Source organism: Pseudoalteromonas sp. 4NS20-0020 (assembly GCF_057554385.1).
On the sequence record NZ_BAAJMI010000004.1, the window covers coordinates 130,760 to 156,878 of the forward strand.

Genomic DNA, 26,119 nt, shown 5'->3' on the forward strand with positions numbered 1-26,119 from the left:
AGTAAGTAAAAACTCACTATCTATCTACTTTCCGTTAAAAATACTTTGTGTAATGCACGAACAGCTAGTTCGAGGTACTTTTCATCTATTAAAACTGAAATTTTAATCTCTGATGTAGACACTAAAACTACATTAATATTTTCATTTGCTAAGGCATCAAAAAATAAACTAGCAACACCCCAGTGCGATTTCATTCCCATACCAACAGCAGATACTTTTGCAATGGTTGTTAGCCCGATTATATTTTCAGCACCTAAAGACACCTTTTGCTCGGTTAGTAACTCAAGTGCTTGCGGGTAGTCGTTCGAGTGCACAGTAAAAGCATAGTCTATTTTTTCAAAGATATGATTAACTTGATTAATCATATCTATTTCGATGCCGTTATCAGCAAAAAGTTTCAATATTTTTACAAGATTTTGAGTGCCGCTTTGCACACCCTGTACCTTAATTAAGCACTCATCAGCATTAAATGCAATACCCGAAACAACTTTACTTGGCATATCGTCTTCCTCAAACGTAATCAATGTTCCTTCATCAGGGTTAAAGCTCGAAAGCACCCTTAATGGAACATTGTGTTTACCTGCCGCCTCAACAGAACGAATATGCAATACTTTAGCACCTAAGCTTGCTAACTCTAGCATTTCAGCAAAGGTCACTTGGCTCATTCTTCGTGCGTTAGGTTCAACCCGAGGATCTGTAGTATATACGCCGTCAACATCAGTATAGATCTGACATTCATCAGCTTTTATGGCCGCAGCTATTTCTACAGCCGACGTATCAGTACCGCCTCTGCCAAGGGTTGTTATATTGCCTTCAACATCACGCCCCTGAAATCCGGCAATAATAGCAATACGGTTATGCTCAAGTTCATGCTTTAAACGTGTAGCTGCAATGTCTGTAATGCGGGCTTTACCGAACATATTATCGGTTTGAATATTAACTTGATCAGCTAATAGGCTAACGGCTGAATGGCCGCGTTTGATAATAGCCATAGCCAATAACGAAACCGATACTTGCTCGCCGGTACTAATTAGTACGTCGAGCTCGCGGTTACTAGGACGGGAATCTATTTGTTTGGCAAGATTAATTAAGCGGTTGGTTTCTCCCGACATAGCCGAGAGCACCACAACCACTTGATGACCTTGTTGCCTAGTTTTAACAACAAGGTCGGCGACCGCTTCTATTCGCTCTATTGAGCCAACCGACGTGCCGCCATACTTCTGTACAATTAACGCCACTTAGGCTTAAGTACGCTCAGTTAACCAAGCAGTAACGCTATCAAGTGCAGCAGCAAGGTTTTGTGGCTCAGAACCACCTGCTTGTGCCATATCAGGACGACCGCCACCTTTACCGCCTACTTGAGAAGCCATGTGGTTTACAAGCTCACCGGCTTTTACTTTGCCAGTTAAGTCTTTAGTCACACCGGCAATTAGGCTTACTTTGTCGCCACTGGCAACACCTAGGGCAATAACACCTGAGCCAATCTTGTTTTTAAGGTCGTCAACCATACCGCGAAGCGCTTTAGACTCAGTGCCTTCAACATTTGCAACCAATAGCTTAACGCCATTAATTTCTACAATCGAATCAAGTAACGACGCACCTGCTGCGCTCGCTAGCTTATCGTTAAGCTGAGCAATTTGCTTTTCAAGGCCTTTAGACTTCTCAAGTAAAGATGATACTTTTTCAAGTACCGATGCGCTATCGCCTTTCACAAGCGCTGCTACATCGCTAAGCTGTTGCTCTTGCTCACTTACATAAGCAACTGCATCTGCGCCAGTTACTGCTTCTATACGGCGAACACCTGCAGCAATACCACTTTCAGATACTATTTTGAATAAGCCAATATCGCCCGCGCGTTCAACGTGTGTACCACCACAAAGCTCAATTGAGTAATCACCAATGGTGACTACGCGTACTTCGTCGTCGTACTTTTCGCCAAACAGCGCCATAGCACCTTTCGCTTTAGCATCATCAATAGCCATAAGCTCAGTATTAAGTGCAAAGTTACGGCGAATTTCGTCGTTAACTACACGCTCAATGTCACGTAGTTCGTCTTTAGTTACGGCTTCAAAGTGCGAGAAATCAAATCGTAAACGATCCGCTTGAACTAACGAGCCTTTTTGGCTTACATGCTCACCTAATAACTGACGTAATGCTTCGTGTAAAATATGTGTAGCTGTGTGGTTTTTCTTGATGTTCTCACGACGAGCATCATCAATAGTGGCATCCACTTTATCGTTAACACCAATACGGCCTTGTACTGTACCGTGGTGCGCAAATGCATTACCTAGTTTAGTAGTGTTAGTCACATTAAACTCGCCACCAGCCACTGTAATTGTACCGGTATCACCCGTTTGGCCACCAGATTCTGCGTAAAACGGTGTGCGATCTAGTATTACAATGCCTTCTTGGCCATCTTCTAATAACTGTACGGCCTCACCACCGGCAAACACTTCAACCACTGTCGCGCTGTAATGCGTGCTGTCGTAGCCTTTAAAGTCAGTGTGTTTATCTGATTTTAACTGCTCGTTGTAATCGGCACCAAATTTACCAGCTTGCTGCGCAGTTTTACGCTGTACAGCCATGCATTCTTCAAAGCCTTTATGATCAATGGTCATTTGGCGCTCACGCGCAACATCGGCGGTTAAATCGGCAGGGAAACCATACGTATCGTACAGTTTAAATACTAAATCGCCAGGGATCACATCGCCCTTAAGGTCGCTTAAGCTTTCTTCTAAAATAGCTAAGCCACGCTCAAGTGTTTTACCAAATTGCTCTTCTTCAATACGCAGTACTTTTTCGATAATTTCTTGTTGCTTAGCAAGCTCTGGGTACGCTTGACCCATTTGCTCAATAAGTGCAGCAACTAATTTAAAGAAAAACGCGCCTTGTGCGCCAAGCTTATTACCATGGCGTACCGCACGGCGAATAATACGACGAAGTACGTAACCACGGCCTTCGTTAGATGGCATTACACCGTCTGAGATTAAAAACGCACATGAGCGAATATGATCCGCTACTACGCGAAGCGACTTATCGTCCATATCTTGCGCGTTAGTGACACTCGCCGCCGCTGCAATTAAGCCTTGGAATAAATCGATTTCGTAGTTTGAATGCACGCCCTGCAAAATAGCAGAAATACGTTCAAGGCCCATGCCCGTATCAACAGATTGCTTAGGTAATGGCAGCATAGTACCGTCGCTTTGACGGTTGTACTGCATAAATACGAGGTTCCAAATTTCGATAAAACGGTCGCCGTCTTCCTCTGGAGAGCCCGGAGGACCACCCCAAATATGCTCACCGTGATCGTAAAATATTTCAGAACACGGACCACATGGGCCTGTATCACCCATAGACCAAAAGTTATCTGAGGTAGCAATACGAATAATGCGATCTTCACTTAAGCCAATATCTTTTGACCAGTACTCAAACGCTTCTTCATCATCGTGGTAAATAGTAACAAGCAGTTTTTCTTGAGGTAATTTAACAACCTCAGTTAAAAACTCCCACGCAAACTTAATTGCTTCTTGCTTAAAGTAGTCACCAAAACTGAAGTTACCTAACATTTCAAAAAATGTGTGATGGCGCGCCGTGTAACCCACGTTTTCTAAATCGTTATGTTTACCACCGGCACGCACACAACGCTGCGAGCTTGTTGCACGTGTATATGGGCGAGATTCTGCGCCTAAAAATACATCTTTGAATTGCACCATACCGGCATTGTTAAACAATAACGTGGCATCGTTACCCGGAATAAGCGAGCTTGAAGGAACAACTTGGTGTTGCTTGCTGGCAAAAAAGTCTAAAAACTGTTGCCTAATTTGTGCGGTAGTCATGTGCTGCATGTGAAAATCTCACCTGTATTTACTGTGATTGCATTGCAAAATCGATTTGTTCGTAGCTAAAACCTCGATACATTAAGTAGCGCACGCGCTTAGCCTTGTCTTTGTAATCGAGGTTTGCCGGTGTATTTGAATATTTTTTGTTATACGCATCCTGCGCAAGCTCAAACCAGTCTATTTCAAGCTCTTCAACTACTCTTTCAAGTAGCGAACGGTCAATCCCTTTACCCATGGCCTCGCTTTGAATTCGCTTAAGCCCATGGCATTTAAAAATGTGTTTTCTTACAAAGCCTTCACAGTAACGTTGCTCGTTTATAAAATTGTGCTTTTCGCACCAATCAAGCAAGTTTTCGATAAACTCATCTGTGGCTTCTTTTTGCTGTAATTTAAAGGTTAACTCACGACGCGAGTATTCTTGGCGCCCGAGTAACCAAAGTACATAATTTTTTAATTTTTGTTTTAACTTATCATCCATTAAGCGTCGAAGCGTCCGCTTGTTTCACTGCTTAGTGGCTTAACATTTTTGTCGTCACTTGGCGGGACAATCGGCATAAAAATCGCCTGATAAGAAACAAAAAAACTAATGTAGCAAATCGGCATTAAAATCAACAGTGGTAAGAACGATAAGAACATAGAAACCGCCATAAATAGTACGCAAATAACGCCAAAAACACTCAACGGAAACAAATTATGATAAAAAACCATAAGCGATTGCTTAAGCGCCGTTAAAATACGTTGCTCTTTATTAAAATAAACAAGCGGTACCGCATAGGCAAAGGCCGTTAAATAAATAAGCATGGCCATAAAAAATAAAACAACACTCGCACCCGAAATACTCGCAATAGTTTGCTCAAGTGCAGCTTGAGGTTCAAGCCCTGGCTGGCTCATAATTGCCACGGCATCAGCAAATAAACCGTTTGCTAATAACGCCATTAAAATACCCGCACCCATTTGGTATAACGCCAAACGTACCAAGCCTAAACGGTTTCCTTTAGCTGAAAATGGCTTAAGAATGTCAGCCAACATTATTTTACCGCCTTGCTGTTTGGTCAGCACTGCTTGGTAAAAGCCAGCAGTTAAAAAAGGCGTAGCCAGTGCAGCAACCACTTGCAGTAAAGGTAAAAACAACGACAGTAAGCCCACAATGCCAATAAATAAATGCATAAAAATAAACGTCATTGGCTGGGTTTTAAAAATAAGCCATCCCGCTTTTAACCACTTTAGCCCGGCATCTGCTTTAAATACTCGTAATTGTGTAGACATACTTGCTCTTAATTTATAACGAAACACGCCAAGTATAACTTGGCGTTGGGTGGGATCACAGAGGCAGACCAGTAATATTAAGGTTTTTTAATTTTTTTAATATCTAGCATATGTGCGCCATGCTTTATTTTGGTTTCTAAGTAGGCTTTATTACCTGCTACACCCGCCTTTATGTGTGCGTGTGTACCAATAACTGTATCAACTTCAATACCCGCATCTTTCAAAGCATTGAGTTTTTTAGGATTGTTGGTCATTAATTTAACGTGCTTTAAGTTAAGCGCATTAAGCATTAATACCGCATCCGAAAAGTCGCGTAAGTCGTCTGCAAAGCCTAAATGGTTATTGGCCTCGTAGGTATTCATACCTTGCGATTGCAATACGTAAGCATCAATCTTATTGTATAAACCAATACCACGGCCTTCTTGGCGTAAGTAAAGCAAAATACCGCCTTGCTCGTGCATCATTTCAATACATTCGTTTAACTGTTCGCCGCAATCACAGCGTGACGAATGAAAAACATCCCCCGTTAAACACTCCGAATGCATACGAATAAGCGGTACATCTTGCTCGGTATCGGCGTTGTTAAACACCATAGCAATATGTTCTTGGCCATCTTTTAGGTCAGTAAATGACACTATTTCTGCAGGGATATCACTATTTTTGCCAACATTAAGTTGGACTCTTGCTCTTACTTGCGCCACGACAAATCCAAATATTTAAATAACTACGACACGACAATAAAGTGATAATATCACAAAAGAGTAAAATTAGATCGTAGTACAACATTGTTTATCGCAATTATATGGCGACGACAGCGCCTGTTTTCAATGACTAACCTTAATTAACCCGAACTCGGGATAATAAACCTATCTCTAGCAGCTATTTTCAGCGCCAACTGCGTTGAATGTACTTGCAATAGGCCAGCTATTGACGCGTAAATTCGCCTTGTTTTCATTGAAAATCTCTGGCTAGAGAATAAATTTAAAATATCACTACTAGTCAATATTTTAGCAAGTCTCTTAACCAGCGTTATTGTTAAGTAAAAAACACATTAAATCAGCATATAACATTGGCTTTTCGTACCTATTTAATGACAATAACTATCATCTGTAGTAAGTTATTTTTAGTTAAATTTATCTGAATTTTAAATAAAACGTTTAATAACACGAGAGTAATGACATTTAAGTCTACTGCTTTTTAACCAACACTTTTAGTTAATAAAATTTAAATCTACTTGTAAAATTACATATCTTTTGCAAATAAATTCAATGTAGTTAGCGCTGTAATTACCACTTAGCATAGAGTTATTATTCAAAGTTCAGATTCACAATTAATAAGGATCATTATGAAGCCACAACACCTTGCCCTGTTTGTTGGATTAAGCTTATCTGCCTTTACAAATAATGCACTTGCTAGCCAAACTGACAACGCTAAAGCGGCTTTTTCAACTGCCTATCAAAGTTACCTAAACGCAGTAGAAACCAAACACGATATTGAGCAAGCCGCAAAACGAGCTTACACTGCAGGCCTTACTTTTTACGGCGATAAAAGCGACAACACAGCAAACCTTGCTATTAATTATGCTAAAGCCATTACACCGCCAAGCACAACAAGCAACAAAAAAAACATAAGGCAGCAGCGTTATAGCCTTTACTCGCAAGCGTATACAATTTTAGCTGATAACCACGGAAAAAATGCAATACAAACGCTCGACGCACTTTTAGGTAAAGCCGAAAATGCTAAATCAGCGTCTTTGGCAGAAGATCATCTCGAACGTATAATCGATATTGCTAAAGCACAAAATAAACCAAAATTTGTTGCCGATATGCAATTTGAAGCCGCGTCGTTGTTAGCAAGTAAGTTTGCACATAAAAAGTTTCGTGCAGCGCAAAAGTTATTGAACGAAGCCGATGAATACTACCGTGAAAATTTAGACGAAAACACGGTTGAGCGAATCAAAACAGACTTTTTAGTCGCCTCGTTTGCGCAAAGTAAGAGAAAATATAAAAAAGCGATTGAGCGTTTAAATCATGTTGTTTCGGTATTTGATAGCAACCTAAGCTTTGATCATAACGCCGAACTTACCGCGCACTCAAAACTTGTAAACCTTTACGAAAAAACAGGTCAAAGCGAACAAGCAACTAAACATTGTTTAGCTATTGCCGAAATGGTGCCATGGAAAGACTCACAAGAACAAACACCGGTATACCGCCAACCACCTAAGTACCCAGTAAATAAAGCACGTCAAAATACAGATGGTATTGTTGTTCTTCAGTTTGATATAGACACTGCCGGATTTGTAAAAAACTCATCAGTAATAAGCTCAGAAGGTGGCCACGCATTTGAAAAGTCAGCATTAGAGGCACTTAAAAAATGGCGTTACGCACCCAAATTTGAAAACGGAAGCCCCGTAGTAGCAAGCACCCAGGTGCAAATAGATTTTAAAATAAACCGCTAGCGGTTTTACAAATAAAAAAGGCGCTATTTAGCGCCTTTTTTATTTTTATTCACGACGCCCTAAAATTCGTAACTAATACGAATAGCACCATCGGCTCTTTTTTCGTTACTGTCACTTGTTTTACCATAGCCCGCATCAAGTATTAGTCTAAAACCACTATTATTTAAGCCGTTAAAGTTATAACTGTATGTAAGCCCAATACCATTTGTGGTTTCATCATCAAATATTTGCCCTAGCGCACATCCAAAAATATTACCTAGCTCGATAGCAATGTCGTCAGTGTTTGTGCTTTCACATGGTTGGTCGGTATCACGTGCGCCAATAGCCCCAACTAACACACCCAATGCGTGTTTATTGTTATCACTAACTGCGTGTTCAAAACCCACTGAAAAGCCATCATCTAGGCCAATTTTATAGTTTGCGTACCAGCGCTGAGAATTGTTATCTGCCGATAACGACACTTCAGGTACAACCAAGTAAGGGTAGCCACCCCCAATCGAAAAGCTCACATCATTAGCAAAAGCAGAACCCGAACCAAGTGATAAAACCAGTAGTAATATTTTTGTATTCATAATATTCCTTTTGAGTAAGGATAAATCGTACTCAATTAAGGAACAAAGGGCAATAAAACAAATGTTCGTTAATGTAACAAACTGATAAGAGGCGCTTACATTTTAGCAAGTATGTTATCGCTGGCCGCTTCTATTAAATCAAGTACGTTTTCAAAGCCGTCGTCACCACCGTAATAGGGATCAGGTATGGCACTTGTGCTTTGCTCCCCGTACTCTAAAAACAACGCTAACTTATAGTGTAAATGCGTTGGGCACTGCTCTTTTAAATCAGTTAAATTTTGTTTGTCGGCTGCTAAAATTAAATCAAACTCGTTAAAGTCGCTAGTGCGAACTTTACGCGAGTGTATTCCTTTAAAGCTATAGCCGCGCTTTTCACCCGCCGCCATTGAACGGCTATCGGGGGATTTTCCTTCGTGATAGCCAATTGTACCTGCAGAATCGACCACCACCTTTACACCCAAGGCTTTTGCACGCGCTTTTAAAACCGCCTCAGCAGTAGGTGAACGGCAAATATTACCTAAACATACAATCAGTACCTTTTTCATAGCGGCTCCTTAAATTAGGCTTTAAAACTGTTTTAATATGCTCTCTTCGTAATCGTCAGCATTTAGCGTTAAATTAAACTGTGCAGCAACCGAATCTAACTCAGCTTGTTTAATGGCTAGGTCTTCCATTGTTATAAGGTTGTCGTCTAGCTGCCACAATAAACGCGAGCCCGCATAACTGTAATGAATGGCTAATAGTGCAGCGGGGTTACCTTCGCGACCAGCCGCTTTTAACTTTGGCATTTTACGGGTTATTTTATTAAGTGCCTGTTTTAGCTCCCATACATAAACCACTTCGGTCATGTAAGGATGAGTGCGGTATTTATTTAACAACCACCCTATGGCTAAACTTGTAATAACCACACCAGTTAAGTTCCAATGAAAATGGCTTCCGCTTTCATCCGGAAACAACGCAATCAGCGTTTGCGATATAGCTAAGCTCCCCGCCGCAAGCGAGGCTGCACAGCCCACAATGACACGATTTAAATGCTTACGATAACGCGCTTTATTTATTTCAATGAGTTGCATAACAGCCTAAAAAGTTAATAAGTAAAAGAATGCGAAACGCTATTGTAACTAAACCCCGCATTTTTTATAAAAATATTTCACCCCTTTTTGATTTGCCACCCGTTATAGCTCTGAAAACCACATAATGAGTTAACTAGGAGCGGCTTATGCACACACTTGAAACCCCAAATAACCCAACATTTATAAAAACATCAACCGCCGTTATTGGTGGTGCAGCAATGACCTTTGCCGCCTTTGCATTTATGCAATACCTAATCAGTGGCGACCAACGCGCACCACTAGACCCTGGCAAAGAAATAACGGTTGAAATATTTAAAGTGCCTGAAGATTCAAAAGTAAGACACATAGATAAAATGCCAGAACCACCTACACCCAAAACGCCGCCTAAAGCGCCACCGCGGGTAACACCTAGCGCCGACCCTGTTATGGCAATCAACACGGCGCCGCCATTAATAATGGATGACTTTGGTGACGGTATTAACAATACCCTTAACCGCCCAACGGGAGATGCCTCACCCATTGTGCGCATAAATCCAAAGTACCCAACCACCGCTGCGCGTGATGGAATAGAAGGCTGGGTACAACTTAGCTTTAATATTTCGCCCACTGGCGAAGTAATTGACGCGGTAGTTTTAAACGCCGAACCAAAACGTATTTTTAACCGCGAAGCACTACGCGCTATTAAACGTTGGAAATACCGCCCAAAAGTAATTGAAGGTGTGGCACAATTACAAACAGATCAAACGGTTCAACTTGATTTTAAATTAGATAACTCTATTTAACGGACTAAACGCCTATGCTAATGAGTATTAAAACTTGGTTATTTGAAACGCCCAGCAAAGACTGCATGGCCCGTTATGCAAAAAGTGGAGAAAACCGTCACTTAGAGCAGCTTATTGCCCTCTACAGTAACGATTTATACCACTACCTAGTTACGCAATCTAATACTCACTTAGCATACGATGTAAGCCAGCAAACATGGCTAAAAGTAATTGAAAAGCGCCACCTTTACAAAGCGCAAACCACGCCTAAAGCGTGGTTGTTTAAACTCGCACGTAACACGCTAATAGACGAATACCGCAAACAGCAACACTTTGTGGAGCTTGACGAAAACAGCCTACAACCTTTGCAAAGTGGCAATCAAAGCGAATTAACAAATAGTGACTCGCACATAGGTGACACACACATAAGCTACGAAGCATTCAACACGGCGCTCAAGGAACTGAGCTTTGTGCAGCGCGAAGCCATCACCTTACAACAAGAAGGTTTTAGCCTTGCCGACATAGAGCTTATAACGCAAAGCAACGCCCAAACCATAAAAACAAGACTGCGCTACGCCAAACAAAACCTAAAACAATTATTAGGAGACAATAATGAACAAGCCTGATGAGCAGTTTGATGAAAAGCTGTCAAACCACTTTAAAGCGCGTAAAGCACGTACCACCCTTTCGCATGCTCAACAACAGGCGTTAAAACACAGCGTAGCTCAAAAACAACCTAAAAAGTTAGGCTTTGCCCTGCAACTCACAAGCCTTACCTGCGCTCTGGGCTTACTGGCCTTTATAGTGCTCGACAGCAACAACGTAATAAATACCGCCCCTAAAACCGTACTAAACACCATAGACATTCACGACTACTCGTTTATAACAACGCATGAAATAGATCAAACAGGCAGCTACGCAACCGCCATAACGCAACAAAAACGCGCGCTCGACAGCCAATTAGCAAACGATTTACGCCGCCACCAGCAACGCCACATAGAATACGGCACGCTCGTAAAGGTCGACAACGACTGGTACATAGCCAGTTGTAATGACGAGGTGCTAGTGCAAATTAAGCAGTCGCTATTGAGTGATTTAAAGGGAAGGCACGCGGTAGAGAGTAATATAAATACGGGTGATATGTTAGCCATGGCACATAACGGTAAAGGGCAAATTATTGCCCTGAAGCATGCAGGAGTTGGGGTGAGGCAGTGCAAGGCTTAGGTTATTTTTAGCATGGTGGTAATTTAAATAAGTAATTACCACCGAGAACACAGAGGCGCTTCGCGCTGCACAGAGATAGTTAACTATCACCCATGTAATCTAATGGTGAAGAAAGCTCTATAAAATCACGGTAGTGTTCTTTGCTAATTTCTTTATAGCCATCTTTGATATAAATGTAACTTAACCACAGGAGTGTAATATTGCCTACCCTAGGCTTTCTGACATCAGCATTTGCTAAGTTTTGTTCAGCGCTATGAAGTGCTGTTACGTTCTCACTACTTGAACTAACCATTAGAGCCACAGAATTTGTTGTATTATTAAATACTCTACAAAAGATACTATCTATAAATTCAGTTAGTTTTATAGAGTAATTCCCAGTAGCAAAATTATTATTTCTACTTGTCATTTGACCTAAGTAAAATGAATTTGTGTAAGATAATGGTTCAATAAAGTATTTTATCTCAGCTAGTTGTTGTACGTCTTGGATACTCTGTTTTAAAAAATTATTTAAGCTTATATTTCGTACTTCGCCTTTATGGTTTTTTCCATCTCGTTTAAACCTTCCAGTAATTATCTCTTCATAAAGTGAGTGGTCTTTTTCATAGATACAAAACAAAACAGCGAGCACAAGTACATCAACTTTTTTACCACTTGGTAAATTTGCAATAATGGCCGTAATGCGTTCAGTAATTTGAATAGCTGTTCTTGCTGATATCTGAAAGGCATCTAATACAATAGAAATATTAGCTAAAGCGGTTTCGGGCGTTTTTGTGCGAGGGAGTAGCTCAATATTATTACTTTCTAAATACGCGCTTTCAAATTTAGTTGTTTCACTGTGTACTAATAAAAAGTCTTTTAAAACAGGGCGCTTTAAACTGTAACAACTATTAAAAAAACGGCCTAAATAAACCTTAGCGTCAAACCCTTCACCGTATATTGATTTAATTGTATGTTGGAGTTGTTCTGTATCTGTTGCTATAACAAATACGATACCTTTAACATCAAAAATATGTTTAATCGTCTCTAACATTTCTACTGCATAACTTGGGCGACATCGATCTAGTTCATCAATAAAGATAAATATGGGTAACGACTTACCTTCCTGCTCTTCAAACTTACTTACCCAATCAGCTAACTTAGACTTTATTACTTCAATGCTTTTGTTTTTAGCTTCATGATCTTTAATCAGATTTTGTGCAAGCGCCTTTACTGCGGGCGAAAAGTCGCTACCAGTTGGCTTATTGGAATTTTGATTTTGTTCACTATCTATTTCATCATCAGAAAATAGTAATGTGTTTAGCTCTTCTAAATCTATGCCTGATATTTTTTTAGTTAAGCCTTGTGCAATTGCAGGTGCAACAGCCTTAAACATCGAAAGGGCACTTTTAGGTATTGTTATATTAAACTTAGCCTGAAGTTGAAGCTGCTTAATGATACCTGCAATTACAGTTAAAAATGGATCGTCTGAATAGTCTTGCTGCCATGCATCAATATAAACTACAGGATAATTTACTTTTAATTCTTGTGACCAACGCTTAAGAAAGTAGGTTTTACCTGCTCCCCATTCAGCGTTTAAATTTAATACGTAGTTTTTCTTTTTATCTTCATCAGGCCTGCTTTCGTCAAATCCCTCTTGAGCCAATAGCCTTGATAAGAATGTAGCGTAGCGAGCTCGATCTAATTTATCAGCAGGAAAATATTCACCTACCGAGCGATTAGTTTCCGTGTTCCAATTGAAGTCTTTAATCTCTTTCATTTAATTCCCTTTAAAATAATCCTTCTTTACATAGTGCCATACAACACCCAATAAACGTAACCCATTAATAAAAAGCTATTACTATTTATCTCTGTGAAGCTCGCAGCGCCTCGGTGCACTCGGTACTTAAACAAAAAAGCCTGCAATTAAGCAGGCTTTTAAATATTTAAATTCCGAGTTTTTACAGCACAATAATGCTAATAACCAAATAAGCAATAAAGGTCAGTGCGCCACCAAATAACGCGTACGGTAGCTGGGTTTTAACGTGAGTGAGTAAGTCACACCCCGATGCAAGCGCCGACACCGCGCTGGTGTCGGATATAGGCGAACAGTGATCGCCAAATATGCCGCCGCCCAAAATAGCGCCTACAACCAATGAAGGTGGTAAACCCAGTGCTTGTATGAGCGGTACGCCAATAGGAATAAGTATGGCAAACGTGCCCCACGATGTGCCTGTAGTAAACGACATAACCGCCCCTGTTAAAAACAGCACGGGCACTATTAAGTAAATAGGTAAGTAGTCGCCTACCAATGACGCAACAAACACACCCGTGCCTAGCTCTTTTAAGCTTGCACCTAGCGTAAGCGAGAGCAAAACAATACTTACCAATGGGAGTAATTCGCCCATGCCTTTAAAGCCAGTATCAACCAATTGGTGGTGGGTAAATTGGCGCGAACTAATCATTAGTAAGTAAGCAACCACAATCGCGAGCACAGTTGCATATAATACCGATTTAGAGCCGCTACCTTCTGCCAACACACCGTTACCAGTGTAAAACATAAATCCTACCATGCTGGCAATTAGCGTAAATAATGGCACTAACATAAAGCGCGCTTTAGAACCTTTTACTTCTTCTTTTAGCTCGTTTGTTTGTAGCTCTAATTTTTGTTCGGCCTCTTTCATTGGGCCGTGTACTTTATCAAATGCAATGGTGTAAAAAACAATAACCAAGGTAATTATGGCGTAAAAGTTATACCCAACGCTGCCCCAAAGAACCGATACGGCCGATTCGCCCAATTCGTAATTACCTAATAAGCCCAGTACAAATGCACCCCAGCCGTTAAGTAGTATTAAAATACACACAGGGGCACTGGTACTATCTATAATATAGGCAAGGCGTGCACGGCTCATTTTAAATTTGTCGAACAGGCCACGCGACAAAATACCCGACGTAAGCACGCTTAGGTTTGACTCTATAAACACCGCAACGCCAGTAAACATAGTTAAAAAGCCAACTTGGCGCTTACCTTTTGCAACCCCTTTGTTCATTAATAAGTTAACCGTTGCCGCCACACCGCCAGATTCGCGAATGTAGGCAAGTAAAGCACCTATTAAAATACTAAATATGAGTATGCGGCTGTTACCCGGCGAACTTGCCACCGAAATAATACGCTCTATGGTATTTAAAAATGTTGTAAATACGCTATTTCCTTCCCCTTGTAGGGCAAGTAAAAACTCAGAAGACGCCACGGCAACTAGCAGCGCCATAATGACTTCTTTGCGCCAAAACACGATAGCAATCGCAATTAGCGGCGGTAAAATAGAATACCAATGCATAAAAAGTTAACCTTAATTATTAACAACCCGCGCTTAAACGCTTATATGTTAAGCCCAAAACTTAAAAAGTGGCTTAATGGAGTAAACCGCCTAGCTTAATGGATTGATGTTGCCAAGTCACCTGCAAATAAGCCATTGGGCGTAACTGTATTAGCCCATTTTAACCTATACGATAATTTATTGATTTAACAGCGCTTCGTAAACAAGCGATACCACAGATCCGTATTGTGCGGTTTCGAATTGTTTGCCTGTAAATTCATAACGTTTTTGTGTGCCTTTAATTGCAGTGTGGCGCGCGTTAGTAAGCAAAACAATGGCCAAGTCGTAAGCGGGATCGATTACTGTTACGGTGCCTGTCCAACCGGTATGGCCATACGCTTGTGAGCTGGCATAAGGGCCAAAGTGCCAACGCCGTGCTTGGTTATTGCCTGCAAGCCTAAAACCTAGGCCGTACGTTTCGTTAGTGCTTTGCGGCGTTAAAAACTGCGCCAAGGCACTTGCGCTAAATAATTGTTGGTCGCCGTAGCCACCATTATTTAATAATAGCTGGCAAAGCACAGCTAAATCGTGGGCGTTACTAAATAACCCGGCATGCCCAGCAACGCCGCCAAACGAGTAAAATGCGCGTTCGTCATGAACTTGGCCTTGCAACACATGTGTTCGAATATTATCAAAAGTAATACGTCCATCGCGGGTGTTGCCGCTAAGTTCGGTGGCTGCAAATTGACTGCGCTCAAAGCCTTTTTTAAGGGGGTTAAATAGCGTGTTACTCAGTGCAAGAGGTGTATAAACGTGCTGCTCTAAGTACTCGTCTAGTGGCTGCCCTGTTATGCGCTCAACCAATACACCTAAAATCATGTAATCAATATCAGAATACACATGTTGCATTGGTTTTTTGTTATTAAGTGGCACTTTGGTGAGCAAAAGCTGTTTAGTGGTTTGGCTATTTTGAGAATAAAATGCATCGCCTTGCTGTGTATCTTTTCGGTGAAAATCAAACACGGGTGGGTAGCCTGCGCTATGAGTAAGTAACTCTTTTACTATGCGTTGCTCTCGCCCACCGCCTGTGTATTCTGTTAAATAACTTTGCACGGGGTTGTTTATATTGAGTTGCCCTTCGCTTATTAGTTTCATGAGTGCAAAGTTAGTAGCAAATATTTTAGTGTTTGAGGCTAAGTCGAATAGAGTATTTGTTTGCATAGGCTCTGGGCGCAGTAGCATTAGATCGTTTTGCTGATACTGCTTTGCATCACCATAAGCTGTAAGTTTTATTAGCTCGCCATTTTTAACAACCGCCAGCACTGCACCGGGAAAACCCGCTTTAATATCACGCTCAATCAGTTCATCAACGTCAGTAAAATCAACTGGCTTGTTAGGCGTTAAATTTAATGTAGGAAATGCAAAACGCAGCGTTAAGCTTGCGCCTTTAGGTAAAATATTTTCTACCTTAAATGTGTTTATACCATTATGAGTATGCGCCGCTAAGCTGTAATTATAAAGCGTATTAGTGGTTAACGTATTGGTAGCAAGTTTTTGATTGTTTATGTAAATATCGGCACTTTCGGCGCTGTGGTTTTGTATTAATAATTGGCCGCGCCCTTTATACGCTTTAAATGTGCCACGGTTGTTTACATAAAACCGGCTACTTGGATTTGGCTCAGGAAAGCTGGCTACAACTTGTGCGTTTGGCAGCTCTATTAGCTGACTTTTAATCAGCACTGGCTGCGATTTTAATGAATTATGTGTAGTACTGCAGCCTACAATAATTAAACTCAAAGCGGCTAACCATGCGTTTTTTATGAAGCGAGTATTTTTTAAAATAAATAACATGGTTAAGCCTTACTCATATAATAAATAAGGCGCTCGTTGCGCTTTAAATTGTGTAAGGCCGCGTTGCCAACTTTGCTTTATTTGCTCAACCGACTGCCCTGCCTCTATAGCTAAACGCAGTTTATTAGTACCTGCCAATTTATCCATAAATCCAGCGCGTTCAAAAAAGTCGACCTTATGTTTATTAAGGGTGGCGTAGGCGTTTATTAAGTACGTTAAATTTAGCCCTGCGGCGTTTACTTGCCTTAAATCAAGGCCATGTACCGTTGTATTTTTAAATTTAGGGTTTAAAGCGGCGCCTTTAATAGCGCGCGGTGTAAAATTAAAATCCCCTAATTTTACCGGCGAATAACCAATAACCTGAAACGCAAAATCGGTGCCGCGGCCAATACTCACAGGAGTTGCTTCAAAAAAGCACAGCGACGGATAAAGCGCGATTGATTGATCGTTTGGTAAATTAGGACTGGGTTTTACAGGTAAGCTATAACGAGTTGTGCGTGTGTAACGATCAACGGGGATCACGGTGAGCTTTAGATCGGTGGCTTTATTGATCCAGCCCTCGCCTTTGATCATATAAGCCAGCTCGCCTACCGTCATACCATGCAATACTGGGATTGGGTGCATGCCTACAAACGATTTAAATTCGCGCTCAAGAATTGGCCCGTCAATATAGGCAATATTGGGGTTTGGCCTATCAAGCACTATAAATTCAACACCTTGTTCAGCCGCAGCCTCCATCATGTAATGCATAGAGCTTATGTAGGTATAAAAACGTACACCCACATCTTGAATATCAAAAATAATAACATCTACATTGCTAAGAGCTTCAGCGCTTGGCTTTTTGTTTTTGCCATAAATAGAAACAAGCGGGATACCGGTTTTACTATCAATGGCGTTTTTAACATGAGCACCGGCGTCGTGATCGCCTCTAAAACCATGCTCGGGTGCAAAAATTTTGGTTATGTTTATATTTTTACTAAGCAGGCTGTCAACCAAGTGTGCTTGCCCTACTAAAGAGGTTTGATTTACCACTAACCCAACACGTTTATTTTGTAATTGCGGTAAGTACACTGCCGGCTGTTCAGCCCCTACGGTTACTGAATGCTTTGCTTCATTCGCGTGTGTGGTAATAGTAAAAAGCGCACTTAAACTCAATAAAAATATAAAAAATACGGTTTTAAACATACAGCAAGATCCTTTTAAACAAGGTGTTTAAAATACCACAGCTTAAGTTAAAGAGCAGCGAATGCTTTAGAGTAAATACATAAGTAATTAGAAGCTACGCTTCTCACGTGAGCACGTTCTGCGTATACAATAATTTAACCCACAGTTTAAGGGTCACCCGTAGGCGCTTAGCTTGCTGGCGCGACGAGCATCGCTCGTAAATAGTTTTGGGTAGATACGTAAGTAACTAGAAGCTGCGCTTCTCACGCGAACAAGTTCTGCGTCTACGCTGAAGTTTTTAACGGGGGTGTTTGTTTGGTTTAACTGATATCTGAAAGCTTTCTCAAATTTCAGGCACAAAAAAACCGACTTAGTGTCGGCTTATGTATGAAAGTGGTGGGCGCAGGACGTATCTTTTAAGAGTGAACCTCTGACCGTCGGGTTCGTGGCTTGCTATTTTCCCATATTCACTTTATTTCAGGCACAAAAAAACCGACTTAGCGTCGGCTTATGTATGAAAGTGGTGGGCGCAGGAGGATTCGAACCTCCGACCGCCTGGTTCGTAGCCAGGTACTCTATCCAGCTGAGCTATGCGCCCACTTTCATTCTTTTTTACTTATTTATACTCTAAGCAGAGTGTGTAAAAGTGGTGGGCGCAGGAGGATTCGAACCTCCGACCGCCTGGTTCGTAGCCAGGTACTCTATCCAGCTGAGCTATGCGCCCACTTTTACTATTTGCTTTTTTATACTCTAAGCAGAGTGTGTAAAGAGTGGTGGGCGCAGGAGGATTCGAACCTCCGACCGCCTGGTTCGTAGCCAGGTACTCTATCCAGCTGAGCTATGCGCCCATCTTTACGTTTACAAGATTTCGCCATTTAGAAAATGGTGGAGAGGGAGGGATTCGAACCCTCGATAGAGCTACAAACTCTATACTCCCTTAGCAGGGGAGCTCCTTCGGCCACTCGGACACCTCTCCGTCTTGTGGGGCGTATAATAAAGATTTCAGAAAATATGTCAAACACTTTTCTATCAAAAGTGTCTATATGGTTACAGAACACACATATGATATGTTTTTATATTAAAGAAGCCTAATTTTTAAGCTAATTAACTCTCTTCATTAGGCGTATGTGTGTCGTCGGTTGGGTCGCATTTATCTTTTAAACTAGCTAGGTACTGCTCTTGATAACCTAGTTGTTGAAACTCTGCAATGCATGCTCGGTAAAAAGCTTCTCGCTCTCGCTCTGTTTGACTGAGTTCTTCCGACTCTTCGATAGTTTTATCTGTCATTTTATTATTTTGTAAATCCGTTTTTATTATTTACAGCACCTAAAAGTTAGGTCGTTTAAAATTTGGCCGTATTGTAGCTAACAAAGTTACAAAAATACAACATAATGTTTAAATGTTACTCATTAATTTGTTATATGCACATAAAAATTTTCATAAAAAATTACAACTAAATATCAACAGCTTAATATATGAATAATAATCTTATTAGCTATGAATAAACAAAGTAAAAACAAAAACGCCGCAATTAAGCGGCGTTTCAAGGTGTTATTTTCGTTAAGCTTAGTCAGCTTGCGGACGCATATGCGGGAATAAAATAACATCTTTAATTGTAGATGAGTCAGTAAATAACATTACTAATCGGTCAATACCAATACCCTCACCAGCAGTAGGCGGTAAACCGTACTCTAGTGCGCGTATGTAATCTTCATCGTAATGCATTGCCTCATCATCGCCTGCGTCTTTTTCTTCAACTTGGCGAGTAAAACGTTCTGCTTGGTCTTGTGCATCGTTAAGCTCCGAGAAACCATTTGCAAGCTCACGTCCGCCAACAAAAAACTCAAAGCGGTCGGTAACAAATGCATTGTCGTCGTTACGACGTGCAAGCGGCGACACTTCCCATGGGTAACCTGTAATAAATGTAGGTTGGATAAGCATGTGCTCAGCCGTTTCTTCAAATATTTCACATAAAAACTTGCCTGGGCCCCAAACACAGTTTTCAGGAATTTTAACGTGCACTTGTTTAGCGTACGCTTTTAATTCTTCAAAGTGGTTTTCTGGGTCATTAAATACCGCAGCATCAAACTCAGGGTTATATTTTAAGATAGCATCAGCCATGCTTAGGCGCTCAAACGGCTTACCAAAGTCGTACTCTACTGAGTCGATTACTTCGCCGTTTTCATCTTTCGTTGTATTAACAACTATTGGGCTGCCTAAAACGTTTGTTGCAACTGTACGTAGCATGTCTTCGGTGATGTTCATCAGATCGATGTAATCGGCGTATGCTTGGTAGAACTCAATCATAGTGAATTCTGGGTTGTGACGCGTTGATAACCCTTCGTTACGGAAGTTACGGTTAATTTCAAATACGCGGTCAAAACCACCTACCACTAAACGCTTTAAGTAAAGCTCTGGCGCAATACGTAAGTACATGTCGATATCAAGCGCGTTATGATGAGTCACAAATGGACGCGCAGACGCACCGCCAGGAATAACCTGCAGCATTGGCGTTTCTACTTCCATAAAGTCACGATCTGCTAAGAAACGACGAATGCCTTCAACTACTTGTGAACGAATACGGAACGTTTCGCGCGTTGCTTCGTTAGTAATTAAATCAACATAACGTTGGCGGTATTTTGTTTCTTGGTCTGAAAGGCCATGAAATTTTTCTGGTAATGGGCGTAGTGACTTAGTAAGTAATTCGTACTCGGCCATATCTACGTATAAATCGCCTTTACCTGATTTATTAAGTGGGCCTTTAACACCGATAATATCGCCAATATCAAGCTGACCATATTTTGCTTTTAAGTCTTTTTGTACGTCTTTTGATGCGTAAACTTGTACACGGCCTTTCATGTCTTGAATAGACATAAATGGACCACGCTTAGCAAGAATACGACCAGCAATTGATACTACATGCTGTAGCTCAATTAATTCTTCTTTTGTTTTATCACCAAACTCAGCTTGCAAATCAGCCGTGTAATGTTCACGACGGAATTGGTTTGGATGACCGTTGGCTGGGCAATTTTCGCGAATAGCATCTAACTTGCCGCGACGCTCAGCGATTAACTTGTTTTCGTCTTGGATTTTATCAGTCATTTTTTAGCTCTTTATTAGCTTGGTGGTTATAGGCCAGATTTAAGGCTGGCTTCAATAAATTTGTCTAGGTTACCGTCAAGTACCGATTGGGTATTGCGGTTTTCAACGCCGGTGCGTAAATCTTTAATACGTGAGTCATCAAGAACGTATGAACGAATTTGACTGCCCCAACCAATATCTGATTTTGCATCTTCTTGCGTTTGTTTTTCAGCATTTTGCTGCTGTAGCTCAAGCTCAAATAATTTAGCTTTTAATTGCTTCATTGCTTGGGCTTTATTTTTATGCTGCGAACGCTCGTTTTGACATTGTACTACCGTGTTTGTAGGCACGTGAGTAATACGTACTGCCGATTCGGTGGTGTTAACGTGCTGACCACCCGCGCCCGATGCACGGTACACGTCTATACGTAAGTCAGACGGATTAATATCAATTTCAATATTGTCGTCTATCTCTGGGTATACAAACGCAGAGGCAAACGATGTATGACGACGGCCACTTGAGTCAAATGGGCTTTTACGAACTAAACGGTGTACGCCTGTTTCTGTACGTAACCAACCGTAAGCATATTCACCAACAAAGCGAACTGTAGCGCCTTTTATTCCGGCCACATCGCCATCGGTTGCTTCTACTAGCTCAACTTTAAAGCCTTTTGCTTCGCCCCAGCGTAGGTACATGCGAAGTAACATGTTACACCAGTCTTGAGCTTCAGTGCCGCCTGAACCTGATTGTAAATCAAGGTATGCATCATTTGCATCGTGAGTGCCCGAAAACATTCGACGAAACTCTAAACCTTCTAATTGCTCGTTTAGGCCTTCAAGCTCTGCATTTGCTTCGTCAAAGGTGTCTTCGTCTTCCGCTTCTATTGCAAGCTCAAGCAAACCTTCAACGTCATCAGCGCCAGCAACTAAGTTGTCGATTGTTTCAACAACCGCCTCTAATGCTGACTTTTCACGGCCAAGTGCCTGTGCGCGTTCAGGTTCATTCCATACAGCTGAATCTTCAAGTTCGGCGTTAACTTCTTCTAGGCGCTCTTGTTTAAGAGCGTAGTCAAAGGTACCCCCGAAGCAGTTCAGTACGATCGCGAATTTCCTTGATTTGATTAATCACAGGATTCACTTCAAACATGTACATTACTCCAAAATGGCTAGATTATTACGGCCCGACTTGAGGAATATCCGCAATAAATTATCGTCAAATGATAAAAACGCCCGATTTTAACAAAAAACCGCGCGCTTTATTAGCCTTTTATGCATGTATTGTGCATATTTTTTAGTGCACTTTTTCAAGCTCTCGTACAATTAGCTGCAAGCTAAATTTACCTCTAAACTCGTTTATATCAAGTTGATAAGCCACTTTAACAAAGCGTGCTTCGGTATCTGGCCACTCTTTTACGTCTATACCAAAAGCAATAGCGTCAACTAATCGCCCTGATTGATGTTTAAGCACCAGTTTTAAATGCTTTTCACCAACAATACGTTGCTGAATTAATTCAAAGGTATGTTCAAACACAGGCTCTGGAAATTGCTGCCCCCATGGGCCTGATTGCTTTAATAATTGGGCAAACTCCATGGTAAAGCAGTCGTTTGGCAGCTCGCCGTCGGTAAATACAATACAACGCTTACTTTCTTCGCTTAATTGCGCACTGACTGCGGCATCAAACGCTTTTTTAAAGTCGTTAAAATTTTGCTCGTCTATGCTTAACCCCGCCGCCATTGCGTGGCCACCAAACTTATTTATTAAATGGGGCATAGCGGTATTTAACCCTTCGAGTAGGTCACGCATATGCAGCCCTTCAATAGAGCGGCACGAGCCTTTAATTTCGCCATTTTCACCACCGGCAAAAATAACGGTTGGGCGGTGGTACTTTTCTTTTAAACGGCCAGCCAAAATACCAATTACGCCTTGGTGCCAGTCATCTTGAAACAAACAAATAGCATCAGGAATGTTATCGTCGGTAAAGGCGAGCCTATCTAGCACGGCTTGTGCTTCAGCTTGCATACCTTGCTCTATTTCACGCCTTGCATGGTTTAAGCTGTCGAGTTCGCTTGCGATACGCCTTGCTTGGTTTATATCGTTACTCAGTAAACACGCTATGCCCAAACTCATGTCGTCTAGTCGCCCTGCTGCGTTTAAACGTGGCGCAAGTGAAAAACCAAAATCGCTGGCGCTTAAACGCGCTGCATTTCTGTTGGCCACTTCAATAAGTGCTGTAATACCTGGGCGTGTTTTACCACTGCGAATACGCGCTAAGCCTTGGTGTACTAATGTTCGGTTATTTGCATCAAGTGCAACTACATCAGCGACTGTGCCCAGTGCAACTATGTCTAATAAGTTTGCTAAGTTAGGCGGTGCTTGTTGCGTAAAGTAACCTTGTTCGCGCATTAGACTTCTTAGTGCAATTAATAAGTAAAACGCAACGCCTACACCAGCAATAGACTTTGACGGAAAGTTACATTCGTGTCTGTTTGGATTTACAATGGCATCGGCATTGGGAAGCTGTTCACCTTGTAAATGGTGATCTGTAACCAACACTTTTATACCTACCGATTTTAAAATATCAATACCGGCAATACAGGATATACCGTTATCTACGGTGATCACTAAATCGGGCTTTATTTGTACTATTTGTTCGGCCAGTGCGGGGCTTAAGCCATAACCTAAGCTAAAGCGGTCTGGAATGAGGTAATCTAAATTTTGAAAACCAAACATTTGCAACCCCTGCATTAAGGTTGCAGTACTGGTTGCGCCATCGGCATCAAAGTCGCCCACAATTAAAATGTGGCTTTGCGCCTTAAGCGCATCGACTAGTAATGCACTTGCTTTGTCGATGTCTTTAAACAATTTATAATCGTGAAGCGTAGCAACACCGTTATCGAGCTCTTGGGCATCAACCACACGACGAGTCGCGTAAATTTGTTTTATTACCGGATGCAAATGACTCGGTAAGTGCGAGTCGTTAACGTTTTCGCGCGCAATGATGAGTTTTTTCATGCAGTTTTTTTAACTTATTAAGTCGTATTAAAAAGACAAAAAAAGGCCATTAAGGCCTTTTTGTAAACGTAAACACGTTATTAAGATGCTTTATTAGCATCTAACGCTGCTTTTAATGCAGCAGCAGGTTGGTAACCTGGGATCATTGTGCCATCGTCTAAAATAATGGCTGGCGTGCCACTAATACCAAAGCTTTGGCCTAGCTGGTAGTGTTCAGCAATGGGTGCACTACAACCTGCAACTGCCGTGGTACTCTCACCAGCTTTAGCTTCTGTTAACGCCTCTTGTTGATCTTTTGCACACCATACATTCATTAAATCTGCATAGCCTGAACCTTGTAGGCCACCACGCGGAAACGCTAAGTACTTAACGGTAATACCCGCATCAAGTAAATCGTTTAGCTCACGGTGTAATTTACGACAATAACCACAGCTAATATCGGTAAATACAGTGATGCTGTGTTTTTCGTTTGGTGCTTTGTACACAATCATCGACTCTTCGTATTCTGTAATACCTTCAGCACGTACGCTATTTAAAGCTTGTTCTGTTAGGTTATTACGGTTGTCTAAATCGATTAACGTGCCTTGCATTAAAAACTGGCCGTCTGGGCTTGCGTATAACACGCCTTTATTTGTAATTAGCTCTTTTAAACCAGCTACTGGGCTTGGATTTATTTGCTTAACCGTAACGCCAAGTGCCGCAAACTTAGTAACAATAGGATCATTAGCATTTGGCGTTACTGCAACGTCATTTGCCAATGCACTCATACTTGTGCACAACATGGCACCTGCTAACATTAATTTTTTCATAACTTCTCTCTATCCTAAAAATACTTAATATATTGACCGGCTTAATACTATTTAATTTCAAATTAAGCGCGCGGATGATGCTGCGCGTGTACCGATTTTAACCGTTCATTAGCAACATGAGTATAAATTTGCGTTGTTGATAGGTCGCTGTGTCCCAGCATCATTTGCACAACACGTAAATCGGCCCCATGATTTAATAAATGCGTAGCAAATGCATGGCGCAATGTATGGGGTGATAATGGCGATTCAACCGATGCCAAAATAGCATAGTGTTTGATTCTATGCCAAAAGGTTTGTCGAGTCATGCCTACACCACGTTTTGACGGGAATACAAAGTCGGTGGCGTGTTTGATCATTTGTGCGCGGCCCACTTTTAAAAAAAGCTCAAGCCAATGCATGGCTTCTTCGCCCAGCGGCACTAAACGTTCTTTGTTGCCTTTACCTTTTACAAACACAACCGCTTGGCGTAAGTTAATTTGCTCCATACGTAGCCCAACCAATTCACTGACACGCAGGCCTGTGGCGTAAAGTAACTCTAGCATGGCTTTATCTCGTAACCCCATAGGTTCTTCAGTATTGGGGGCGTTAAGAAGCGCTTCTACTTCAGTTTCAGAAAGTGTTTTAGGTAACGATTGCCCCGCTTTGGGTTGGGCAATATTTAGCATTGGTGTGTCGGTAATCATTTTTTCACGCACAAAGTACTGATAAAACCGTTTTAGCGCACTGATACTTCTCGCTGTACTGCGCGGCTTTAGGCCTAAATCAACCCGATGCGCTAAGTAGCTTTCAATGTCATGCCCTGTTACCGCCATTAAGTTTTCGCCTTTTAAAAACTGGCAAAACTTATCTAAATCGCTACGGTAAGCACTTAATGTGTTTTCGCTTACACCTTGCTCTAAATAAAGGCTATCTAAAAAGGTTTCTAGGTAGTCGCTATTGGTGCTCATACTGCTTTTATTTTCTGAAAAATCGTCAGATAGCGTTGTCACATTATGCTCTCATGCTTTACTAAGGTATCAATTAAAAATACCTTACGGTAAACTTGAGCCTATCATATCAGGCAATTACACAGTGATAAATACGATGCAAATTGGTTTATTTTTTGGCTCTACTACGTGCTACACCGAAATGGCAGCAGAAAAAATACGTGACCTTATTGGTGACGATATAGTTAGCCTTCACAATATTAAAGACGAACCACTAAAAAATGCAGAGCAGTACGACTTTATCATCTTTGGTATTTCAACATGGGACTTTGGCGAAATACAAGAAGACTGGGAGTCTAAATGGGACGACATAAAAGACGTAAACCTAAATGGTAAAACCATTGCTTTATTTGGCATGGGCGACCAACAAGGTTACGGACAGTGGTTTCAAGACGCTCTAGGTATGCTGCACGACGAAATAAACACACAAACATTTACACAACTTGGCTTTTGGCCGAACGACAGCAGCTACGAGTTTGAAGCCTCAAAGGCACTCACCCCAGATGGCAAACAGTTTGTAGGGCTCGCCCTTGACGAAGACAGCCAGTACGAGCTGAGCGATGAGCGCATAGCCAGCTGGGTTGAGCAAGTAATGACCGAGTACGGCGAAACGCTTTAACTGCTTAAGCGTAATACTTGCCACGCTATATAACAGCGATTTAACACATTACCAATATTGTTTATGGTAAAAAGCCAAACACGCTTAGGTGTTTGGCTTTAGTAATAATGC

23 protein-coding genes and 4 tRNA genes are annotated in these 26,119 nt (G+C 41.4%); 5 read left to right on the forward strand and 22 right to left on the reverse strand.

Annotated elements, in window-relative coordinates; all coding sequences use genetic code 11:
* Window positions 1-20 precede the first annotated feature (20 nt).
* From AC27JL_RS11180 to AC27JL_RS11200, 5 genes are all read right to left on the reverse strand, one after another.
* Window positions 21-1,238, reverse strand: a complete 1,218-nt coding sequence (locus AC27JL_RS11180) for an aspartate kinase (RefSeq protein WP_006794348.1) — start codon at window positions 1,236-1,238, stop codon at window positions 21-23.
* A gap of 6 nt (window positions 1,239-1,244) precedes the next feature.
* Window positions 1,245-3,845 carry an alanine--tRNA ligase gene (alaS, locus tag AC27JL_RS11185; protein ID WP_487195640.1) on the reverse strand — a complete coding sequence of 867 codons (2,601 nt, stop codon included), beginning with the start codon at window positions 3,843-3,845 and terminating at the stop codon, window positions 1,245-1,247.
* A gap of 19 nt (window positions 3,846-3,864) precedes the next feature.
* The gene (locus tag AC27JL_RS11190) at window positions 3,865-4,317 is read right to left on the reverse strand and encodes a regulatory protein RecX (protein WP_006794350.1); all 453 of its coding nucleotides are present in this window, start codon (window positions 4,315-4,317) and stop codon (window positions 3,865-3,867) included.
* Window positions 4,317-5,105 (reverse strand): BPSS1780 family membrane protein, encoded by a 789-nt coding sequence (locus AC27JL_RS11195; protein ID WP_305473374.1) that lies wholly within the window; start codon window positions 5,103-5,105, stop codon window positions 4,317-4,319. The genes AC27JL_RS11190 and AC27JL_RS11195 overlap by 1 nt, the downstream gene beginning before the upstream one ends.
* A gap of 77 nt (window positions 5,106-5,182) precedes the next feature.
* Window positions 5,183-5,806 carry a GTP cyclohydrolase II gene (locus AC27JL_RS11200; RefSeq protein ID WP_006794352.1) on the reverse strand — a complete coding sequence of 208 codons (624 nt, stop codon included), beginning with the start codon at window positions 5,804-5,806 and terminating at the stop codon, window positions 5,183-5,185.
* Between the two features lie 644 nt (window positions 5,807-6,450).
* Between AC27JL_RS11200 and AC27JL_RS11205 the strand changes: the two genes are divergently transcribed.
* A complete protein-coding gene (locus AC27JL_RS11205) occupies window positions 6,451-7,563 on the forward strand; it encodes an energy transducer TonB (protein WP_487195641.1) in 1,113 nt (370 codons plus the stop codon).
* Between the two features lie 59 nt (window positions 7,564-7,622).
* Here the strand turns inward: AC27JL_RS11205 and AC27JL_RS11210 are convergent, their stop codons facing one another.
* The 3 genes from AC27JL_RS11210 to AC27JL_RS11220 form a co-directional block, all read right to left on the reverse strand.
* Window positions 7,623-8,135, reverse strand: coding sequence for a hypothetical protein (locus AC27JL_RS11210; protein ID WP_487195642.1), 513 nt, complete (start codon window positions 8,133-8,135; stop codon window positions 7,623-7,625).
* 95 nt (window positions 8,136-8,230) lie between these two features.
* Window positions 8,231-8,680: a low molecular weight protein-tyrosine-phosphatase gene (locus tag AC27JL_RS11215; protein WP_039038238.1), complete on the reverse strand. Its 450-nt coding sequence runs from the start codon at window positions 8,678-8,680 to the stop codon at window positions 8,231-8,233.
* 21 nt (window positions 8,681-8,701) lie between these two features.
* Window positions 8,702-9,208, reverse strand: a complete 507-nt coding sequence (locus tag AC27JL_RS11220; protein ID WP_008129031.1) for a DUF3087 domain-containing protein — start codon at window positions 9,206-9,208, stop codon at window positions 8,702-8,704.
* Between the two features lie 146 nt (window positions 9,209-9,354).
* On the opposite strand from AC27JL_RS11220, the gene AC27JL_RS11225 reads away from it, so the two are divergent.
* Genes AC27JL_RS11225 through AC27JL_RS11235 form a run of 3 tightly spaced genes read left to right on the forward strand, consistent with a single transcriptional unit; the run spans window position 9,355 to window position 11,193 of the window.
* Window positions 9,355-9,990 (forward strand): energy transducer TonB, encoded by a 636-nt coding sequence (locus AC27JL_RS11225; protein ID WP_487195643.1) that lies wholly within the window; start codon window positions 9,355-9,357, stop codon window positions 9,988-9,990.
* A gap of 14 nt (window positions 9,991-10,004) precedes the next feature.
* Window positions 10,005-10,595: an RNA polymerase sigma factor gene (locus tag AC27JL_RS11230; RefSeq protein WP_487195644.1), complete on the forward strand. Its 591-nt coding sequence runs from the start codon at window positions 10,005-10,007 to the stop codon at window positions 10,593-10,595.
* Window positions 10,582-11,193, forward strand: coding sequence for a hypothetical protein (locus AC27JL_RS11235; RefSeq protein WP_487195645.1), 612 nt, complete (start codon window positions 10,582-10,584; stop codon window positions 11,191-11,193). The genes AC27JL_RS11230 and AC27JL_RS11235 overlap by 14 nt, the downstream gene beginning before the upstream one ends.
* Before the next feature lie 79 nt (window positions 11,194-11,272).
* Here the strand turns inward: AC27JL_RS11235 and AC27JL_RS11240 are convergent, their stop codons facing one another.
* The 14 genes from AC27JL_RS11240 to xerD all read right to left on the reverse strand — a co-directional run bounded on the left by AC27JL_RS11240 (window position 11,273) and on the right by xerD (window position 25,392).
* Window positions 11,273-12,949: a KAP family P-loop NTPase fold protein gene (locus tag AC27JL_RS11240; protein WP_487195646.1), complete on the reverse strand. Its 1,677-nt coding sequence runs from the start codon at window positions 12,947-12,949 to the stop codon at window positions 11,273-11,275.
* 181 nt (window positions 12,950-13,130) lie between these two features.
* On the reverse strand, window positions 13,131-14,507 hold the full coding sequence (locus AC27JL_RS11245; RefSeq protein ID WP_006794362.1) for a Na+/H+ antiporter NhaC family protein: 1,377 nt from the start codon (window positions 14,505-14,507) through the stop codon (window positions 13,131-13,133).
* A gap of 177 nt (window positions 14,508-14,684) precedes the next feature.
* Window positions 14,685-16,337, reverse strand: a complete 1,653-nt coding sequence (pbp4b, locus tag AC27JL_RS11250) for a penicillin binding protein PBP4B (RefSeq protein WP_487195647.1) — start codon at window positions 16,335-16,337, stop codon at window positions 14,685-14,687.
* Window positions 16,338-16,346: 9 nt separating this feature from the next.
* Window positions 16,347-17,522, reverse strand: a complete 1,176-nt coding sequence (locus AC27JL_RS11255; protein WP_487195648.1) for an exo-beta-N-acetylmuramidase NamZ family protein — start codon at window positions 17,520-17,522, stop codon at window positions 16,347-16,349.
* Between the two features lie 500 nt (window positions 17,523-18,022).
* Window positions 18,023-18,099 (reverse strand) — tRNA-Arg (locus AC27JL_RS11260).
* 49 nt (window positions 18,100-18,148) lie between these two features.
* Window positions 18,149-18,225: transfer RNA gene (locus AC27JL_RS11265), tRNA-Arg, on the reverse strand.
* Window positions 18,226-18,272: 47 nt separating this feature from the next.
* Window positions 18,273-18,349: transfer RNA gene (locus AC27JL_RS11270), tRNA-Arg, on the reverse strand.
* 35 nt (window positions 18,350-18,384) lie between these two features.
* A tRNA-Ser gene (locus AC27JL_RS11275) sits at window positions 18,385-18,477 on the reverse strand.
* 128 nt (window positions 18,478-18,605) lie between these two features.
* Entirely contained in the window at window positions 18,606-18,788 is a 183-nt protein-coding gene (locus tag AC27JL_RS11280; RefSeq protein ID WP_006793136.1) for a hypothetical protein, read from the reverse strand.
* A 279-nt stretch (window positions 18,789-19,067) separates the two neighbouring features.
* Window positions 19,068-20,603 (reverse strand): lysine--tRNA ligase, encoded by a 1,536-nt coding sequence (gene lysS, locus AC27JL_RS11285; RefSeq protein WP_006793137.1) that lies wholly within the window; start codon window positions 20,601-20,603, stop codon window positions 19,068-19,070.
* 26 nt (window positions 20,604-20,629) lie between these two features.
* Window positions 20,630-21,728 (reverse strand): peptide chain release factor 2 gene (gene prfB / locus AC27JL_RS11290; protein ID WP_096801177.1). Its coding sequence is split into 2 segments (ribosomal slippage): window positions 20,630-21,652 and window positions 21,654-21,728, totalling 1,098 coding nucleotides; the frame shifts between segments, so codons are not numbered across the junction.
* Window positions 21,729-21,872: 144 nt separating this feature from the next.
* The gene (gene recJ / locus AC27JL_RS11295) at window positions 21,873-23,594 is read right to left on the reverse strand and encodes a single-stranded-DNA-specific exonuclease RecJ (protein ID WP_487195649.1); all 1,722 of its coding nucleotides are present in this window, start codon (window positions 23,592-23,594) and stop codon (window positions 21,873-21,875) included.
* 80 nt (window positions 23,595-23,674) lie between these two features.
* Window positions 23,675-24,403 carry a bifunctional protein-disulfide isomerase/oxidoreductase DsbC gene (gene dsbC / locus AC27JL_RS11300; RefSeq protein WP_006793140.1) on the reverse strand — a complete coding sequence of 243 codons (729 nt, stop codon included), beginning with the start codon at window positions 24,401-24,403 and terminating at the stop codon, window positions 23,675-23,677.
* A gap of 62 nt (window positions 24,404-24,465) precedes the next feature.
* A complete protein-coding gene (gene xerD / locus AC27JL_RS11305) occupies window positions 24,466-25,392 on the reverse strand; it encodes a site-specific tyrosine recombinase XerD (RefSeq protein WP_203984941.1) in 927 nt (308 codons plus the stop codon).
* 94 nt (window positions 25,393-25,486) lie between these two features.
* On the opposite strand from xerD, the gene fldB reads away from it, so the two are divergent.
* Window positions 25,487-26,008, forward strand: a complete 522-nt coding sequence (gene fldB, locus AC27JL_RS11310; protein WP_006793142.1) for a flavodoxin FldB — start codon at window positions 25,487-25,489, stop codon at window positions 26,006-26,008.
* Window positions 26,009-26,119: the final 111 nt, after the last annotated feature.

What these genes read in the sequence shown, in the direction of transcription:
- alaS (WP_487195640.1), bottom strand. Translation starts at nt 3,845, where the DNA reads ATGCAGCACATGACTACCGCACAAATTAGGCAACAGTTTTTAGACTTT.
- AC27JL_RS11190 (WP_006794350.1), bottom strand. Translation starts at nt 4,317, where the DNA reads ATGGATGATAAGTTAAAACAAAAATTAAAAAATTATGTACTTTGGTTA.
- AC27JL_RS11195 (WP_305473374.1), bottom strand. Translation starts at nt 5,105, where the DNA reads ATGTCTACACAATTACGAGTATTTAAAGCAGATGCCGGGCTAAAGTGG.
- AC27JL_RS11205 (WP_487195641.1), top strand. Translation starts at nt 6,451, where the DNA reads ATGAAGCCACAACACCTTGCCCTGTTTGTTGGATTAAGCTTATCTGCC.
- AC27JL_RS11210 (WP_487195642.1), bottom strand. Translation starts at nt 8,135, where the DNA reads ATGAATACAAAAATATTACTACTGGTTTTATCACTTGGTTCGGGTTCT.
- AC27JL_RS11215 (WP_039038238.1), bottom strand. Translation starts at nt 8,680, where the DNA reads ATGAAAAAGGTACTGATTGTATGTTTAGGTAATATTTGCCGTTCACCT.
- AC27JL_RS11220 (WP_008129031.1), bottom strand. Translation starts at nt 9,208, where the DNA reads ATGCAACTCATTGAAATAAATAAAGCGCGTTATCGTAAGCATTTAAAT.
- AC27JL_RS11225 (WP_487195643.1), top strand. Translation starts at nt 9,355, where the DNA reads ATGCACACACTTGAAACCCCAAATAACCCAACATTTATAAAAACATCA.
- AC27JL_RS11230 (WP_487195644.1), top strand. Translation starts at nt 10,005, where the DNA reads ATGCTAATGAGTATTAAAACTTGGTTATTTGAAACGCCCAGCAAAGAC.
- AC27JL_RS11235 (WP_487195645.1), top strand. Translation starts at nt 10,582, where the DNA reads ATGAACAAGCCTGATGAGCAGTTTGATGAAAAGCTGTCAAACCACTTT.
- AC27JL_RS11240 (WP_487195646.1), bottom strand. Translation starts at nt 12,949, where the DNA reads ATGAAAGAGATTAAAGACTTCAATTGGAACACGGAAACTAATCGCTCG.
- AC27JL_RS11245 (WP_006794362.1), bottom strand. Translation starts at nt 14,507, where the DNA reads ATGCATTGGTATTCTATTTTACCGCCGCTAATTGCGATTGCTATCGTG.
- pbp4b (WP_487195647.1), bottom strand. Translation starts at nt 16,337, where the DNA reads ATGTTATTTATTTTAAAAAATACTCGCTTCATAAAAAACGCATGGTTA.
- AC27JL_RS11255 (WP_487195648.1), bottom strand. Translation starts at nt 17,522, where the DNA reads ATGTTTAAAACCGTATTTTTTATATTTTTATTGAGTTTAAGTGCGCTT.
- AC27JL_RS11280 (WP_006793136.1), bottom strand. Translation starts at nt 18,788, where the DNA reads ATGACAGATAAAACTATCGAAGAGTCGGAAGAACTCAGTCAAACAGAG.
- lysS (WP_006793137.1), bottom strand. Translation starts at nt 20,603, where the DNA reads ATGACTGATAAAATCCAAGACGAAAACAAGTTAATCGCTGAGCGTCGC.
- recJ (WP_487195649.1), bottom strand. Translation starts at nt 23,594, where the DNA reads ATGAAAAAACTCATCATTGCGCGCGAAAACGTTAACGACTCGCACTTA.
- dsbC (WP_006793140.1), bottom strand. Translation starts at nt 24,403, where the DNA reads ATGAAAAAATTAATGTTAGCAGGTGCCATGTTGTGCACAAGTATGAGT.
- fldB (WP_006793142.1), top strand. Translation starts at nt 25,487, where the DNA reads ATGCAAATTGGTTTATTTTTTGGCTCTACTACGTGCTACACCGAAATG.